This window comes from Pseudomonas sp. NPDC012596, from assembly GCF_042902325.1.
Taxonomy (GTDB): domain Bacteria; phylum Pseudomonadota; class Gammaproteobacteria; order Pseudomonadales; family Pseudomonadaceae; genus Aquipseudomonas.
In genome coordinates this window covers 166,776-182,097 of record NZ_JBIBEB010000007.1, presented here as the reverse complement: position 1 = coordinate 182,097, position 15,322 = coordinate 166,776, and the positions used below count along the sequence as shown (strand labels likewise).

General features: G+C 63.0%; 13 protein-coding genes. 6 read left to right on the top strand and 7 right to left on the bottom strand.

Annotated features, from left to right (window positions below; genetic code table 11):
• Positions 1-2 precede the first annotated feature (2 nt).
• On the top strand, positions 3-641 hold the full coding sequence (locus ACFY68_RS11405; protein ID WP_387526957.1) for an RraA family protein: 639 nt from the start codon (positions 3-5) through the stop codon (positions 639-641).
• Positions 642-814: 173 nt separating this feature from the next.
• Here the strand turns inward: ACFY68_RS11405 and ACFY68_RS11400 are convergent, their stop codons facing one another.
• Together ACFY68_RS11400 and ACFY68_RS11395 are read right to left on the bottom strand one after the other, a co-directional pair.
• The gene (locus ACFY68_RS11400) at positions 815-1,111 is read right to left on the bottom strand and encodes a hypothetical protein (protein WP_346612271.1); all 297 of its coding nucleotides are present in this window, start codon (positions 1,109-1,111) and stop codon (positions 815-817) included.
• Positions 1,112-1,283: 172 nt separating this feature from the next.
• Positions 1,284-1,988: an NUDIX domain-containing protein gene (locus ACFY68_RS11395; protein ID WP_346612270.1), complete on the bottom strand. Its 705-nt coding sequence runs from the start codon at positions 1,986-1,988 to the stop codon at positions 1,284-1,286.
• 138 nt (positions 1,989-2,126) lie between these two features.
• On the opposite strand from ACFY68_RS11395, the gene ACFY68_RS11390 reads away from it, so the two are divergent.
• The 3 genes from ACFY68_RS11390 (at position 2,127) to ACFY68_RS11380 (ending at position 4,512) form a co-directional block, all read left to right on the top strand.
• Complete coding sequence (locus ACFY68_RS11390; protein WP_387526953.1) at positions 2,127-2,777, top strand: nicotinamidase; 651 nt, start codon at positions 2,127-2,129, stop codon at positions 2,775-2,777.
• Positions 2,774-3,973: a nicotinate phosphoribosyltransferase gene (gene pncB / locus ACFY68_RS11385; RefSeq protein WP_387526950.1), complete on the top strand. Its 1,200-nt coding sequence runs from the start codon at positions 2,774-2,776 to the stop codon at positions 3,971-3,973. Before ACFY68_RS11390 ends, pncB begins: the two co-directional genes overlap by 4 nt.
• Positions 3,974-4,155: 182 nt before the next feature.
• Positions 4,156-4,512, top strand: coding sequence for a stress-induced protein (locus tag ACFY68_RS11380; RefSeq protein WP_387526948.1), 357 nt, complete (start codon positions 4,156-4,158; stop codon positions 4,510-4,512).
• A 44-nt stretch (positions 4,513-4,556) separates the two neighbouring features.
• On the opposite strand, the gene ACFY68_RS11375 is transcribed toward ACFY68_RS11380, so the two are convergent.
• Positions 4,557-6,101 carry a sensor histidine kinase gene (locus tag ACFY68_RS11375; protein WP_387526945.1) on the bottom strand — a complete coding sequence of 515 codons (1,545 nt, stop codon included), beginning with the start codon at positions 6,099-6,101 and terminating at the stop codon, positions 4,557-4,559.
• A 382-nt stretch (positions 6,102-6,483) separates the two neighbouring features.
• Positions 6,484-7,368, bottom strand: coding sequence for a LysR family transcriptional regulator (locus ACFY68_RS11370; RefSeq protein ID WP_387526942.1), 885 nt, complete (start codon positions 7,366-7,368; stop codon positions 6,484-6,486).
• Between the two features lie 112 nt (positions 7,369-7,480).
• Between ACFY68_RS11370 and ACFY68_RS11365 the strand changes: the two genes are divergently transcribed.
• A complete protein-coding gene (locus ACFY68_RS11365; RefSeq protein WP_387526939.1) occupies positions 7,481-8,542 on the top strand; it encodes a YeiH family protein in 1,062 nt (353 codons plus the stop codon).
• A gap of 50 nt (positions 8,543-8,592) precedes the next feature.
• The gene (gene ppnN, locus ACFY68_RS11360; protein ID WP_387526936.1) at positions 8,593-9,966 is read left to right on the top strand and encodes a nucleotide 5'-monophosphate nucleosidase PpnN; all 1,374 of its coding nucleotides are present in this window, start codon (positions 8,593-8,595) and stop codon (positions 9,964-9,966) included.
• A 39-nt stretch (positions 9,967-10,005) separates the two neighbouring features.
• Here the strand turns inward: ppnN and ACFY68_RS11355 are convergent, their stop codons facing one another.
• From ACFY68_RS11355 to katG, 3 genes are all read right to left on the bottom strand, one after another.
• Entirely contained in the window at positions 10,006-11,172 is a 1,167-nt protein-coding gene (locus ACFY68_RS11355; protein WP_387526933.1) for a GGDEF domain-containing protein, read from the bottom strand.
• A gap of 83 nt (positions 11,173-11,255) precedes the next feature.
• A complete protein-coding gene (gene pssA, locus ACFY68_RS11350) occupies positions 11,256-12,584 on the bottom strand; it encodes a CDP-diacylglycerol--serine O-phosphatidyltransferase (RefSeq protein ID WP_387526930.1) in 1,329 nt (442 codons plus the stop codon).
• Between the two features lie 166 nt (positions 12,585-12,750).
• Positions 12,751-15,012: a catalase/peroxidase HPI gene (katG, locus tag ACFY68_RS11345; protein WP_387526928.1), complete on the bottom strand. Its 2,262-nt coding sequence runs from the start codon at positions 15,010-15,012 to the stop codon at positions 12,751-12,753.
• Between the last annotated feature and the right edge of the window lie 310 nt (positions 15,013-15,322).

The following is a 15,322-nucleotide window of genomic DNA, read 5'->3' as shown; positions in this document are numbered from 1 at the left end:
CTATGTTCATCAATGTGTCCGATGACTCGATCAGTGTTAACGCCACCTGGGAGCGAGCTGACCTGGCGTTGATCGAGGAAATCTCGCATTACCCAGTAGCACTCATCGGCGACGTACTCCACCGGATGGGCATGATGGCTTCGGCCATTAGCCACACCGCAGGCAAGCCTGCGTTTTACGGCACCATCCTGCCGCTCAACACTCGCGAGGGTGACAACCTCGCGATTCATCGTGCGCTGGACGAAGCGCAGCCAGGCGATGTGCTGGTGATCAACGGCAACAGTGAAGTAAACCGCTCTGTTTTCGGTGACCTGCTCGGGGAGATCTGCCTGGCAAAGCAGGTTGCTGCGGTCGTCATCGATGGCGCGGTACGTGACATTGAAGAACTCGACAGCATGGGGCTGCCTATCTATGCCCGTGCGGTGAACCCAGCCGGCCCCTCAAAATGGGGCCCAGGCCAGGTCGGCGTCCCAGTTGCCTGCGGTAATGTCGTTTGCTACCCAGGTGATGCCATTATTGGTGACCGCGACGGCATCATCGTGATTGCCCGCAGCCTGCTGCCGAGCCTGGCTGAGAAGGTGAAACTCCAGGACGGCTACGAACACAGCTTGCGCGAGAAAATACGGGGAAGTGTGCGCTAATCACGCCCGGCCCTTGGAAGTCGGCGTGTAGCGGGTGGAGTCAAATGGGTGGCCGCCGGTAATTGCCGCCACCAGCCACTACGCCATTCGCCACTGGCCGATGAAGTGCTCAGCGTCTGCAGAGACCGAATTCTGGGAAAGCGGACTTCCTAGGGGCGACCAAGTCTTTTTAACTAGACCAGAGCAAAATCGCTGACGCAGCCCTTCACATCGATAGCCACCGACAATACTTGTGGATCGCTCAGCTCAAAGCCGCGCTCTGTGTAAAAAAACTTCCACAGGGGTAATTGCACATCACCTTGAGCCTCGCATTGCGCAAAAGGGCCGAGCAGATTCACAAGCTCAACCAAGGTGGATTGCCCGCACACGATGTGTTCCAGAAGGTCTTCAATTTGGGTGGAGCTGCTGCTGAGGTCCTCGAGCAGCATTTTGTGCTCGATTGCGGTCAGGCGACTCGGATCCGCGCGCATCAACTCAGAACTCCGCTGAATAGTTTTGTAGGACAATTGCCGGTTGCCGGCGATTCTACGCGCAGAATGTACCGTTTGGTACAAAAAGCTGATCAACTGTCATGAGATGCAGAATGCGCACGCATCCGCAACGCGCCTGCATGGCGAAACGCACTGCGTGAGCAACCCGCCCTCACACCCCTTCCGGCAACAGGCTGCGGTCGAACATGAACGGCCGCTCGCCTGGTGGTGTGTACTGATACAGCTGCTGCGGCCGGCCGAGCCGAGGCTGGTTCTTCTCGCCGGTATCGCGCACCCACCCCAGCTCACGCAAGCGTTCCAGGCGCTTGCGCAGCGAGGTGCTGTTCACCGCTTGCCCCAGGCACGCCTGCACTGCCCCCAACGCGTCCAGCACGGTAAATTTTTCGCCCAGCAGATTCAGCGGCAAGCTGCTGTACACCGTCTTGCTCGCCAACCGTTCGCGGGCGCGCTCCACCAGCAGGTTGTGATCGAACGGCAGCAGCACTTTGCGGCCCAACACACTGTCCAGGTCGAAAAAAGCCAACGTATCACCCTCGACCTGCTGCTGCGGGTCAAGCAAAGCCAGGTAGTAGGTGCTCAATGACCAGCCGCGCGGGTCTCGGAAGGCATTGCCTTCGGTACCGACCTGCTCAAGGTAACGCGGCAACACCTGGGCCTTTTCACACAAGGCCCGCTCGGCAGCGGCCTCCAGGCTGGTGTCCGGGGTGCGGCCGTTGACGATCACGCCGGGCAGCGCCCATTGGGCGGCATGCGGCTCACGCTCGCGGCGGTGCAACAACACTTGCAGGTGTTGGGCTTCGGGGGCCAGGCGCAAGGCGACGATATCGACGCTGGCCAGGACTTCGGCTGTACTCACCAGGAGCCTCCACAGTTTAATGTCGCAATAATCCACCAGAGCGTTTAAGTAATGCAAGCTCGAACTGCGCTGTAGATTGTGCTTGACACACTTACTACACCAGATGAATTATGTAGCAAATCCAGCGAGGAGTGCCTGATGAAAATCGCCAGTTTCGATGTCGACGCGCAAAACGGCTTCACCGCCAACGCCCCGCAGGAACTGCCGGTACCCGAGGGCAATGAGATCGCCGCCGACCTCAACACCATGGCCCTGCGCGCCGACTTGCGCCTGGGCAGCAAGGACGCACACCCGGCCAATGCCGCCTGGGTGGTGTCCGAACCCACGCAAATGCTGCAGCCGCTGGGCCTGCCCAACGCCGACCTGACCTGGGTCAGCCACTGCGTGCCAGGCACCCCGGGGTTCGAACTGCTGCCTGGCCTGCCCGCCCCCATCGACTACGACTACTTCGTGTGGAAAGGCATCGAACCGGACCTGCACCCCTACGGCGCCTGCTACCACGACCTGGCCGAGCGCCGTTCCACCGGTGTCATCGAGTACCTCAAGGTGCAGCAGGTAGGCGCGGTGATCGTTGGCGGCCTGGCCCTGGATTACTGCGTCAAGACCACCGCCCAGCAACTGCGCCAGGCAGGCTTTCAAGTGCTGCTGTACCTGCCCGCCTGCCGCGCGCTGACCCAGCAAGGCGCAATCACCGCCTGCGGAGCGCTGGCTGCCGAAGGGGTCATCCTCTGCGGCGACGAGGCCGCGCTCGACTACCAGCTCTCTCTGATCAAGGAAGCCCGCCCATGAGCGACAGCGTTTTCGGCCCACGGATCATCCAGAACCTGCTGGACACCGACTTCTACAAGATCACCATGATGCAGGCGGTGCTGCACAACTACCCCAATGCCGAGGTGGAATGGGAATTTCGCTGCCGCAATGGCGAGGACCTCGCCCCCTACCTGGCGGAAATTCGCTACCAGGTGGAGCAACTGGCCGAGGTCACGGTCACCCACGACCAACTGGCGTACCTGGAGAAAATCCCGTTCATCAAGCCCGACTTCATCCGCTTCCTCAGCCTGTTCCGCTTCAACCTGCGCTACGTCCAGGTTGGCCTGGATGACGCCGGGCAACTGGCGATCCGCGTGCGCGGGCCGTGGCTGCATGTGATCCTCTACGAGATCCCGCTGCTGGCGATCATCAGCGAAGTGCGCAACCGCTACCGCTACCGCGAGGTAGTGATGGAGCAGGTGGGCGAGCGGCTGTACCAGAAGCTCGACTGGCTCAAGGCCGAAGCCAGTGCCGATGAGCTGGCGGGCTTCCAGCTGGCCGATTTCGGCACCCGGCGGCGCTTTTCGTACCGGGTGCAGGAAGCAGTGGTGCACACCCTCAAGCGCGACTTCCCGGGCCGCTTCGTCGGCACCAGCAATGTGCACCTGGCCCGCGAGTATGAACTCAAACCCATCGGCACCATGGCCCACGAATGGTTCATGGCCCACCAGCAGCTCGGCCCGCGGCTGGTCGACAGCCAGGTTGCCGCGCTGGAATGCTGGGTGCGGGAATACCGCGGCTTGCTGGGCATCGCGCTGACCGACTGCATCACCATGGATGCGTTCATGGCCGACTTCGACCTGTACTTCGGCAAGCTGTTCGATGGCCTGCGCCACGACTCCGGCGCCCCCCTGGCGTGGGCTGAAAAGGCCATTGCCCACTATGAACGGCTGGGGATCGACCCGCGCAGCAAGACGCTGATCTTTTCCGATGGGTTGGATTTTGCCAAGGCGTTGGGGCTGTACCGTGCCCTGCACGGGCGGATCAACGTGAGTTTTGGCATCGGCACCAACCTGACGTGTGATATTCCCGGTGTCGAGCCGATGAACATCGTGATCAAGATGACCGCCTGCAACGGCGCACCCGTGGCGAAGATCAGCGACAGCCCGGGCAAGACCCAGTGCCGTGACGAAAACTTCGTGGCGTACCTGAAGCATGTATTCAAGGTGGCCTGAGCCACACGCCATATACCCCGCCCGGCTTGTTGGGCTGGAGGCTTTTACGGCGCAATACGTCCGGCTTTCAGTTCTTTCGTGCACCCCGTCCGGTAATACGAAAGTTATGGGAGCAAGCCGTTCGCCCCCAGCGTCGGAATTGAACACAGCCTTTCTGTGTGAACTTCACGAGGTGCACGATCATGGCTAACGATCAAGGTAAAGGCGGACAACAAGGCGGCATGCCGCAACAGAACCCGGACCAGGTCACCAACGATCCGAACCAGGCCTGGGAATCTGGCCGCCAAGGTGGGCAAGGTGGGCAATCCGCTGGCAAGGACGATCCCCAGCACACGTCCGAGCCTGGCCAGCAAGGTGGCCAAACCCCAAATGACAAATGGGCAAACGACCCGCAGCGCTCTGGCGGCGCGGGACAACAAGGCGGGATGGGCGGCCATGGCGCGGGAAGCCGATCGGACGGCGACCGTGAACAGGGCATGGACCCTGGCACCGAGCTTGATGATGAAGAAGACAGTGGGATGAACAAAGACGATCGCTGATTGCCTCGGGCCAGGGTTGATGGAACATCCCTGGCCCATTCACTTCACAGCTTGAAACGTACGTGAATAGTGCTTTTTTCAAGCTGCCTGTCCACCGAAATCGCCGTGCTGCCGTAACCCGAGTAGCTTTTGACAAGCCGCATGCCGAGCCCGGTCCCCGTCGGCTTTGGGTAGTTCTCAGGGAACCCCTCCCCCTCATCGGTCACCGAAATCAGCGCATGATCATTCGCGTCTTCCACGCGGACTGCGATGGTGCCCTTGCCGTACTTCAAGGCGTTGGTGATCAGTTCTGAAATGACCATGCCCAGCGGTGCCATTCGGCCGGGGGGCAGGATGAACGCATCGGCTTCAAGCGTAATCTTGCGATCGGCCAAGGCTTTACCCAGGTCCGCCAGCAAGGCGCTCAGGTAGTCGGTGACAAGTACGTCCCGTTCCTCAGCGGTTTGATAAAGCCGTTCATGGACACTGGCGATGGTCACCACCCGCCCCGCCGCCGTCTCCAGTTGAATCCTCACAGCTTCGTCTGGCGTCAGGTTGGCCTGCAGCAGCAGTAGCGTGTTCACCAGGTGCAGGCTGTTCTTGACGCGGTGGTGGATTTCTTCCAGATGCAGGTCGCTTTTATCGAGCCGGGAATTCTGTGCTTCGATCAGGGACAGCAACCGGGCTTCGTGATGATGGCGCTCGGTGATATCCCGGGATACCGCGATGAGCTTTTCTACGCGGCCATCCGCGCCCAGAATGGGCGCCACCGTAACATCCCACCATTTCGGTTCACCCGGCCCGGTCGGGCAAAAAGCCTCGAACCGGGTGGACTCGCCCGCGACCACCTTGTCGAGGGCCTCCAGCACGACCGGCCTGGACTCGTCGGGCCAGAGTTGCGCCCACGGCAACCCTTGCACCTGCGCAAGTTCGTCGATATGCATCAGGCAGAGGCCGGCATCATTCATGAACTCGATTGCACCGCTGGTGGACAGCACCTTCACGCAATCCGGGCTGGCATTGAGCATGCTTTCCGAATAGGGGTTGGGCAACTCGGCATCGGAGGCCAGCCGCTCAAGGGCCATGGAGATGACGTTGGAAATGCCCTCGAGAAAGACCAGATCGCTTTCGATGAAGTCGTCGCCATTGCTGCTGTCCGCCTCAAGCACGCCAAACGGCGTCAACGCCCCCCTGATAGGGACGTTGATGGCTCGCTCGATGCCGTACTTCTTGAGCAACTCTGGCGTGCGAAAGCGGTGCTCCTGGCCCAGGTGGTTGGACAGCACGGGCCGGTAGGTGGCAATGGCATACCCTGCAGGGCTGGCTTCATCGGCGCCGACCGTGGCGCTGCCGATATCCGCCTCATCCCAACCGACGCCGTGGGACAACAGGAACGTATCGCTGTCGGGTACCGGGGTCAGCACCTTGGCAAAGCGGGTCTGCATGCCCTGCGCGACCACTTCGCACGCCTGGGTCAGCAAGGCATCGAGATCCGTCGACTTCAATGACTTCACCCCGTACTCAACCACCAGCTCGTGCTGCTTGTGCAGCCGAGCATGGGACTTGCGCAATGCAGCGCGGATTGTCTCGTCAGGAGGCAACTCTTGCATGGGAATCTTCCAGGGCTGTTGGACGTGCCGCTCGCCAGGCGCTGTACGAAATATCGCATATCGCGGTCCCCTTGTAGGAGCTGGCTTGCCTGCGATCGGCTGCGAAGCAGTCGTAAAATCTGTATCTGCGCAGTACCAGACAGACTGCGGATAGAGGATTTACGACTGCTTCGCAGCCGATCGCAGGCAAGCCAGCTCCTACATAGGGTTCTTCATACAAAGCCTAGTGGCTCTCGTTTATCACCGCCCATCGCTTGGGCGCAACAACGAAAACTGTATAAGCCATTACCGTTATGAGCAACTTGTACCTATGCGCCCTGATTTGCCCAGCAAACCGCCGCGGCCCTGCTTCATCAGGCGCCGCTAGGCAAGGGGCAAGTCTTCAGGGTTTTGACGCGCCGACACACAGCTCCATGAACCGCGCCGCCGCCCGCGAGGGTGTGGCGGCATGCGGCAGCAGGATCGAAAAGCGCCGTACCAACGGCTGCGGCGCAATGTGCAGACGCCGCAGCGCGCCATCTTCATGCCGGATCGACATCGCCGACACAAAGCCAATGCCCATCCCCGCCCGCACCGCTTCCTTTACCCCTTCCACCCCAGCGATCTCCAGCGCCACGCGCATCGCCACACCACTGCGGGCAAACGCCCGCTCGACGATCTGCCTGACCCCCGAGCCACTCTCGCGCAACACCAACGGGTAGCTGCCCAGTGCTTCCAGCGGTTGCTGCTGACCCGCCAGCAACGGATGGCCGCTGGGCACGATGGCAACGATCTCGTCCTCACGCCAAGGCGTAACGCCGGTGCCGAGCGGCAACTCCTGGCCAGGCGGGCCTTCGATCAGGGCGATATCGACACTGTCCAGCGCTGCGACGATTTCCGCCGTGTTGCCATGGGAGGTGGTAACCAGCACATCGGGATAACGGGCATGGAAGTCGGCGATCAGGTAAGGCAGCAGGTAGCTCGCGGGGGTCGTGCTCGCGCCGATTCGCAGAATGCCGCGCTCCAGCCCGCGCATGGCTTCGCGCAGCACCTGGGCCTGGCGGAAGGTTTCGCGCAGGCGCTCGGCGTGGGCCAGCAGTTGTTCACCTGCAGCCGTCAACCGCACGCCACGCCCGGCGCGTTGGTAAAGGGGCTCGCCAAACGCCTCCTGCAAAAGCTTAAGCTGGCCGGATACCGCCGGCTGCGACAAATGCAGGGCTAGGGCCGCATGGCTGATGTTGCCGTACTCGGCAACAGTGGCGAAGGTTATCAGCTGTTCCGGGGTCATACCGCAAAAGTATCAGCTAAGCGGATACTTGGCATCCTGAATTACGATTTTTTATAAGCTTATAACCAAAATAAAGTAGTCCCTGTCGAAACACATTTCCCGGAGGACTCACATGGCCACGGTTCCGTCCAACCCTGCTTTTGCCCCTACCCTCTCCACCCGAGGGCGGCTCAATGGCATCCTGTTCGTCGCGCTGTTCGCATTCGCCGTCACTCAGCTGGCGGCGTTGCCTGCCATCGCCAGCCTGGGCGTCAGCCCGCTGATTGTCGGTATCGTCGCCGGCGCCTTGTACGGCAATGCCCTGCGGGACGGCGTGCCGGCCAGCTGGGCGGCGGGTATCAACTTCTCTGCCCGTGGCCTGCTGCGCATTGCCGTGGCGTTCTTCGGCCTGCGCGTGAGCCTGCAGGAAATTGCCGAAGTCGGCTGGTCGGGGCTGACCGTGTCGCTGTTGGTGGTGGTCAGCACCCTGCTGATCGGCCTGTGGTGTGGCATGAAGTTGCTAAAGCTGGACCGCGACACGGCTCTGCTGACCGCCGCCGGTAGCGCGATCTGCGGCGCCGCCGCAGTGCTGGCGTTCGAATCGGCGCTGCGCAGCGCGCCACACAAAAGCGCCATGGCCGTAGGCAGCGTGGTGCTGTTCGGTACCCTGTCGATGTTCCTCTACCCGCTGGCGATCAATGCCGGCTGGCTACCGCTGGATACCCTGGGCGCCGGCCTGTTCCTTGGCGGCACCGTTCACGAGGTGGCCCAGGTGGTGGGCGCGGCCAGCAACATCAGCCCCGAAGCCACGCACATCGCCACCATCGTCAAGATGACCCGGGTGATGCTGCTGGTACCGGTGCTGCTGGTGGTGGGCCTGTGGATCAGCCGTTCGCGCCAGCCGGGCCAGGCGCAAGGCAATGGCCGGATCGCCATGCCCTGGTTCGCCTTCGGCTTCCTCGGCCTGGTGCTGGTGAATTCGCTGCAGGTGCTGCCGGGCAGCGTGACCCAGGCGGTCAACGGCCTGGACACCTTTGCCCTGACCATGGCCATGACCGCACTGGGCATGGAAACCCGCTTCAGCCAGATTCGCCAGGCCGGGCCACGGGCGTTGGTCACCGGGGCCATTCTCAACCTGTGGCTGCTGGGCGGCGGGATGGCGATTACGCTGGGTGTGCAAAAGCTCTTCGCATGACTTATGGTGTTGTCTGAGAAGGATGTTTTACCTGCACAGGAAAGACTTAGATGCCCCAACGCCATGTCATCAATGCATCCGTCAGCCCCAAAGGCAGCCTGGAGACGCTGTCGCAACGTGAAGTCCAGCAACTGAGCGAAGTCGGTACCGGTAGCCTCTACACCCTGTTCCGCCAGTGCGCCCTGGCCATCCTCAACACCGGCGCGCATGTCGACAATGCCAAGACCATCCTCGAAGCCTACCGGGACTTCGAGGTGCGTATCCACCAGCAAGACCGTGGTGTGCGCCTGGAGCTGCTGAACGCTCCAGCCGACGCCTTCGTCGATGGCGAAATGATCGCCAGCACCCGCGAAATGCTGTTCAGCGCCCTGCGCGATATCGTCTACACCGAAAGCGAGCTGGCCAGCCAGCGCATCGATCTGGAAAGCTCCCAGGGCATCACCGACTACGTCTTCCACCTGCTGCGCAACGCCCGCACCCTGCGCCCGGGCGTGGAGCCGAAGATGGTGGTGTGCTGGGGCGGCCATTCGATCAGCACCGAGGAATACCAGTACACCAAGAAGGTCGGCCACGAGCTGGGCCTGCGCAAACTGGACGTATGCACCGGTTGCGGCCCGGGCGTGATGAAAGGCCCGATGAAGGGCGCGACCATCGCCCATGCCAAGCAGCGCATGCACGGCAGCCGTTACCTGGGCCTTACCGAGCCGGGCATCATCGCCGCCGAGGCGCCGAACCCGATCGTCAACGAGCTGGTGATCCTGCCGGACATCGAGAAGCGCCTGGAAGCCTTCGTGCGTGTCGGCCACGGCATCATCATCTTCCCCGGCGGCGCCGGCACGGCCGAGGAGTTCCTCTACCTGCTCGGCATCCTCATGCACCCGGACAACCAGGACCTGCCCTTCCCGGTGGTGCTGACCGGGCCGCGCAGTGCCGAGCCGTTCCTGCTGCAGCTGCATGCCTTCGTCGGCGCCACCCTCGGCGAAGCCGCCCAGCGCCACTACCAGATCATCATCGATGACCCGGCCGAAGTAGCACGGCAGATGGTCGAAGGGCTCAAGGAGGTGAAGCAGTTCCGCCGCGAGCGCAACGACGCCTTCCACTTCAACTGGCTGCTGAAGATCGACGAGGGCTTCCAACACCCGTTTGACCCGACCCACGCCAACATGGCCGAACTGGCCCTGCGCCGCGAGCTGCCGGCGCATGAACTGGCCGCGAACCTGCGCCGGGCGTTTTCCGGCATTGTGGCGGGCAACGTCAAGGACAAGGGCATCCGCCTGATCGAAGAACACGGGCCGTACCAGATCCGCGGTGACAGTGCGGTTCTGGAGCCGCTGGGGCGCCTGTTGCAGGCGTTTGTCGACCAGCACCGGATGAAGCTGCCGGGTGGCGCGGCGTACGTGCCTTGCTATCAGGTCGTGACCTGAACCTTTGGGGCCGCTTTGCGGCCCCTGTTTCATCCACCCCTACCTGACCGGGCTCACGTCGGTGCGGTCAACCAGGCGGATACTGTTACGCCCGCCACGCTTGGACTGATACAGCGCCACATCCCCCTGCTCGATCAACGCCGCCAGGCTGGCCGGTGGCTGGTCGAACAGGTTGGCGCCAATACTCAGGGTCACCGCCTGCGGGGTTGGCATGGCTTGTTCGGCAAATTGCTGGAACTGGCCCCGCAACAGGCTGCCCAGCTCCACCACACGCTCGCTGCTGGCATCGCCGAGCAGGATGACGAACTCATCGCCGCCCAGCCGCGCCGCCAGTGAACGTTCCGGCAGCACCGCACGGATCATCTCGCTGAGCGTGACCAGCAGGCGGTCACCGGCTGCATGGCCGTGCAGGTCGTTGACCAACTTGAAGTTGTCGATGTCGATCAGCAGCAGCGCCCCCGGGCGGGCCGGGCTCACGCCTTTGAACAGGTGCACCGCGCGAACTTCCAGCGCGCGGCGGTTGTACAACGCCGTGAGGGGATCACGCGCGGCCAACCGGGCAATCCGCTCTTCGCGCCGGTAACGCACGGTGCCGGTCATCGACAGGGCGATCAGCATGATCGCCATGGCCCCTTCCACCAGGGAAATCTGGATGATCAGGCCACCGAAGGTTGCCAGGTCGATCAACGTGCCAGGGGCCACTGCGATGATCGCCTTGGCCACATAGAACAGGCCGTGAATGAGCAGCACATAGCGCAGCTGCACCGCCCCCACACTCAGCGACTTGCCGTGCGGGCGCAACAGCAGGCTGGCCTTGAGGGTGAGCAGCGCCACCAGCAGCGAATTGACCATCAGCATGATCTTCGACCACTGCGGCCCTGCGGGTAACAGCAACAAGGCAAACCACAGCGGCACAAGCAGCAACCAGGCCCACGACAGCCGGGCCTGGGTAAAGCGCAACACGCCCATCAGGAAAAACGCGTGCGCCACCACCAGCAAGCCGTTGGCAAACCAGATGCCGATCAGCAACAGGCCGATCCCGCGCAGCAGGGCCAGGGTGGAGCCGACAGAGATAGTGGCGAAACCCGCGCTCCAGAACAGCAGCGAGGGTTCGCGAACGCTGCGCCACTCGATCGCCAGGTAGAGGGCTGCGGCGGCAGCCAGGGCGATGGTGATGGTCAGCATCGTGGGTGGGTCAAGCGCCATGAATGGATTGGCCTATCTGGTTAACGTGGAAAACGGCTGATTGTATTCGTTTGCCATGACTTTTCAGAGAGGTAAGACGGCCCTTAAAGCACCCGTTTGATCAACGGTTCAAGGCGGCTGTAGCGCAAGCGCCGCAGGAACTTGCGCACTTCCTTGGGGTGCTCGGCCTTGACCCCCAGTTCTTCGGCCGAACTGATCTGCGGCGCATGCCGGCGGATGCCCTCCAGCTCCACCTCGCGCGGCACAATCCACTGCCCCTGCGGGTCATCGATCAGCAGCCCGTTCTCCAGGTCCAGGTTGAACCCGCGTGGGTTGAGGTTGTTGCCGGTCAGCAGCGAGTAGCGTTGGTCGATCCACACGCCTTTGGCATGAAAGGTATGCCCGGGGTCGTTCCAGATGCGCACGCTGAGCTGGCCGCTGGTGATGCCGGCTTGACGGCGCCGGGCAAAGGCGCGCAGGTTGTCTTCGTACAGGTAGGGCAAGGCGCCGCTGGCGCTGAACGGCTCGCCGGGGGCGATGTAGAAGTCGTTGGCGGTACGGTGGCCGACAATCAGCTCTACCCGCACGCCGCGGTCCAGGGCATGGTCGATTTCGCGCATCACCACCCGTGGCGGGTTGAAGTACGGCGTGCTGATGATGATCTGCGAGCGTGCGGCGGCCAGCAGCGCGCACAGGGCACGGTTGAGCGGGTTGCCACGGCCGACACCCAGCAGCGGCACCACCCGCAGGCCCTGCCCTGGCGCAGCGGCCGGTGCGTCATAGGCCATGCGCCGCAGCCGGGCGCGCAGGCGGCGGATATCACCGCGCAGGTTGCGCGTTTCCGGTGGCGCAGGCAGGTCCAGGCGCGGCGTGGCGGTGTGGTGCAGCAGGCGCCGCACCAGGTCGACCATGGCATCGGCCAGCGCGGGCGATTCGAACAGGTGGTAGCGGTCCAGGCGGTAGCGGTCGAACCGGTGCAGGTAGACATTGTTGAGGCTGGCGCCGGTGTAGATCACGCAATCATCGATCACGCTGCCCTTCAGGTGCAGCACGCCAAACAGCTCGCGGGTTTGCACTGGCACGCCATGAATCACCACGTCCAGGCCGCGCAGCTGGCGCTGGGCCTGGTACCAGGCGGCATTGCCAGGCTGGCGCCCGGCCCCCAGCAAGCCACGCCGGGCGCGAAACCAGTCGACCACGATGACGATCTCCAGCCCCGGCCGTGCAGCCTTGGCATGGTACAGGGCGTCGAGCACTTCCTGCCCGGCCTCGTCCTCCTGCAGGTACAGGGCGACGATGACGATGCGCCGTGTTGCTGCGGCGATGCGCTCGAGCAGGCAGGCACGGTAGGCCGCGGCATCGGGCAATACCTGGATCGCCTCCGGCGCAATAGCAAAACCTGGCAGCGCCGCCAGCATGGAATCGGGGTTCACGTGGGTTCACCTTCTGTCTGCATCGAGGTCCATTCCTGAATGCCTCAGCTTGCACAGGAACAGCGCAATGGTCCAGCAACCATTGAAGCAGATACGCGCAAGCCCGCCCCCGCGGTCACCTGCGGGGCGGGCTTGCTGGCGGACCGGCTGCACAGCAGCCGCAGGATTACATTTGTTTCAAGTCGAAACGGTCCAGCTCCATCACCTTCACCCAGGCGGCAACGAAGTCTTTGACGAACTTGTCATTGCCATCGCTGCTGCCATACACCTCACTCAGTGCCCGCAGCTGGGCATGCGAGCCGAACACCAGGTCAACTCGGCTGCCCGTCCACTTCACCTGCCCGGTCTTGCGGTCGCGCCCTTCGAAGGCTTCGTTGTCGGCCGAGGTCGGCTTCCACTCCACGCCCATGTCCAGCAGGTTGCGGAAGAAGTCGTTGCTCAAGGTGCCAGGCTTGTCGGTGAACACCCCGTCCTTGCTGCCGCCATGGTTGGCGCCCAGCACCCGCAGGCCGCCGATCAGTACGGTCAGCTCAGGCGCGGTGAGGGTCAGCAACTGGGCTTTGTCCAGCAGCAGCTTCTCGGCCTTGACGCTGTACCGGTCCTTGGTGAAATTGCGGAAGCCGTCGGCCAACGGTTCGAGCACGGCAAACGACTCGACGTCGGTCTGTTCCTGCGTGGCATCCACGCGGCCCGGGCGGAAGCCCACGCTGCCGGTGAAACCTGCGTCCTTGGCGGCTTTTTCCACGGCTGCGGTGCCGGCCAGCACGATCAGGTCGGCCAGCGAAACCTGCTTGCCACCGTTATTGAACTCGCGCTGGATGTTCTCCAGCGCCGCCAGCACCTTGTCCACGCCCTGGTTGGCAGCCCAGCCCTTCTGCGGAGCCAGGCGCAGGCGGGCGCCATTGGCACCGCCGCGCTTGTCGGAGCCACGGAAGGTCGAGGCCGAGGCCCAGGCGGTTGACACCAGTTCGCCCACGCTCAACCCTGAGGCCAGGATCTTGCTTTTGAGCGCGGCGATATCCTGATCATCGAGTGACGAGGGCTGGGCTTTGGGCAGTGGGTCTTGCCACAGCAGTTCTTCATTGGGCATTTCCGGCCCGAGGTAACGCGCCAGCGGGCCCATGTCACGGTGGATCAGCTTGTACCAGGCACGGGCGAAGGCGTCCGCCAACTGCTCGGGGTTGTCTTTGAAGCGCCGGGCGATCGGCTCGTAGAGGGGGTCGAAACGCAGGGCCAGGTCGGAGGTGAGCATCGACGGTGCGTGGGTTTTGCTCGGGTCGTGGGCATCCGGCACGGTGCCTGCGCCTTTGCCCTCTTTGGGCCGCCACTGGTGGGCGCCGGCCGGGCTCTTGGTCAGCTCCCATTCGAAGTTGAACAGGTTGTTGAGGTATTCGTTGCTCCAGCGGGTCGGGGTGGAGGTCCAGGTTACTTCCAGGCCGCTGGTGATAGTGTCGCCCCCTTTGCCGGTGCCGAACTTGTTGGGCCAGCCCAGGCCTTGCAGCTCCAGCCCGGCGGCCTCTGGTTCAGGCCCGACGTTATCGGCCGGGCCGGCACCGTGGGTTTTGCCGAAGGCATGGCCACCGGCGATCAGCGCCACGGTTTCTTCATCGTTCATGGCCATGCGGCCGAAAGTCTCACGGATGTCCTTGCCCGAAGCCACCGGGTCTGGGTTGCCTTCCGGGCCTTCGGGGTTGACGTAAATCAGGCCCATCTGCACCGCAGCCAGGGGGTTTTCCAGGTTGCGCTCGGCGGACAGGTCGCGGTTCTGCTCTTCGCCGTGCTTGGCGGGTTCGGCCACCAGGTCGCCCTGCCCGGGTGGCTGGGCCTTGACCTGCTCCTTGCCGTAGCGGGTGTCGCCGCCCAGCCAGACCTTTTCCGACCCCCAGTACACGTCTTCGTCCGGCTCCCACACATCCGCGCGGCCGCCAGAAAAACCGAAAGTCTTGAAGCCCATGGACTCCAGGGCGACGTTGCCGGTGAGCACGATCAGGTCGGCCCAGGAGATCTTGTTGCCGTACTTCTGCTTGATCGGCCACAGCAGGCGCCGGGCCTTGTCCAGGCTGACGTTGTCTGGCCAGCTGTTGAGCGGGGCGAAGCGTTGCTGGCCGGAGCCTGCACCACCGCGGCCATCACCGATGCGGTAGGTGCCGGCGCTGTGCCAGGCCATGCGGATGAACAGCGGGCCATAGTGGCCGAAGTCGGCCGGCCACCAGTCCTGGGAGTCGGTCATCAAGGCGGTCAGGTCATTTTTCAGGGCCTGGAAGTCGAGGCTCTTGAACGCCTTGGCGTAGTCGAAGTCCGGGTCGGGGCTGGACTTGGACGAGTGTTGATGGAGAATCCTGAGGTTGAGCTGGTCGGGCCACCAGTCACGGTTGGTGGTGCCGCCACCTGCGGTTTGATGGAACGGGCATTTCGATTCGTTCGACATCTGCGGTTACCTTTGGGTCGGTTATCCAGATTTCCGGTCTATGCCAGGTGTTCTTTCAGCCGAGCACATGGGCTCATGCCTACCCCTCATCAGGTCCTGTCGGTCACGTTCCGACACGGGGCTTGCGAAGCTGTCACTACGCGGCGCATGAAGCTGTTCGAGCGCCGCCCGCACGCGGTTTCGCGGGGCCACGGTCAAGACTAGTCGAGCTTGGGCAGACTTCTAATAGAGTGGCTATTGGCGGCTGATAGATTGGCTCTTGTGGCAGCGGGCTTGCCCTGCGCTCCGGCCCGCACATCTGTACAAGGCA

Bases quoted from the DNA above. Each gene is read 5' to 3' on its own strand.
- ppnN (WP_387526936.1), top strand. From the start codon at position 8,593: ATGCCCCAACGCCATGTCATCAATGCATCCGTCAGCCCCAAAGGCAGC.
- katG (WP_387526928.1), bottom strand. From the start codon at position 15,012: ATGTCGAACGAATCGAAATGCCCGTTCCATCAAACCGCAGGTGGCGGC.
- ACFY68_RS11400 (WP_346612271.1), bottom strand. From the start codon at position 1,111: ATGCGCGCGGATCCGAGTCGCCTGACCGCAATCGAGCACAAAATGCTG.
- ACFY68_RS11380 (WP_387526948.1), top strand. From the start codon at position 4,156: ATGGCTAACGATCAAGGTAAAGGCGGACAACAAGGCGGCATGCCGCAA.
- ACFY68_RS11370 (WP_387526942.1), bottom strand. From the start codon at position 7,368: ATGACCCCGGAACAGCTGATAACCTTCGCCACTGTTGCCGAGTACGGC.
- pncB (WP_387526950.1), top strand. From the start codon at position 2,774: ATGAGCGACAGCGTTTTCGGCCCACGGATCATCCAGAACCTGCTGGAC.
- ACFY68_RS11365 (WP_387526939.1), top strand. From the start codon at position 7,481: ATGGCCACGGTTCCGTCCAACCCTGCTTTTGCCCCTACCCTCTCCACC.
- ACFY68_RS11405 (WP_387526957.1), top strand. From the start codon at position 3: ATGTTCATCAATGTGTCCGATGACTCGATCAGTGTTAACGCCACCTGG.
- ACFY68_RS11375 (WP_387526945.1), bottom strand. From the start codon at position 6,101: ATGCAAGAGTTGCCTCCTGACGAGACAATCCGCGCTGCATTGCGCAAG.
- ACFY68_RS11390 (WP_387526953.1), top strand. From the start codon at position 2,127: ATGAAAATCGCCAGTTTCGATGTCGACGCGCAAAACGGCTTCACCGCC.
- ACFY68_RS11355 (WP_387526933.1), bottom strand. From the start codon at position 11,172: ATGGCGCTTGACCCACCCACGATGCTGACCATCACCATCGCCCTGGCT.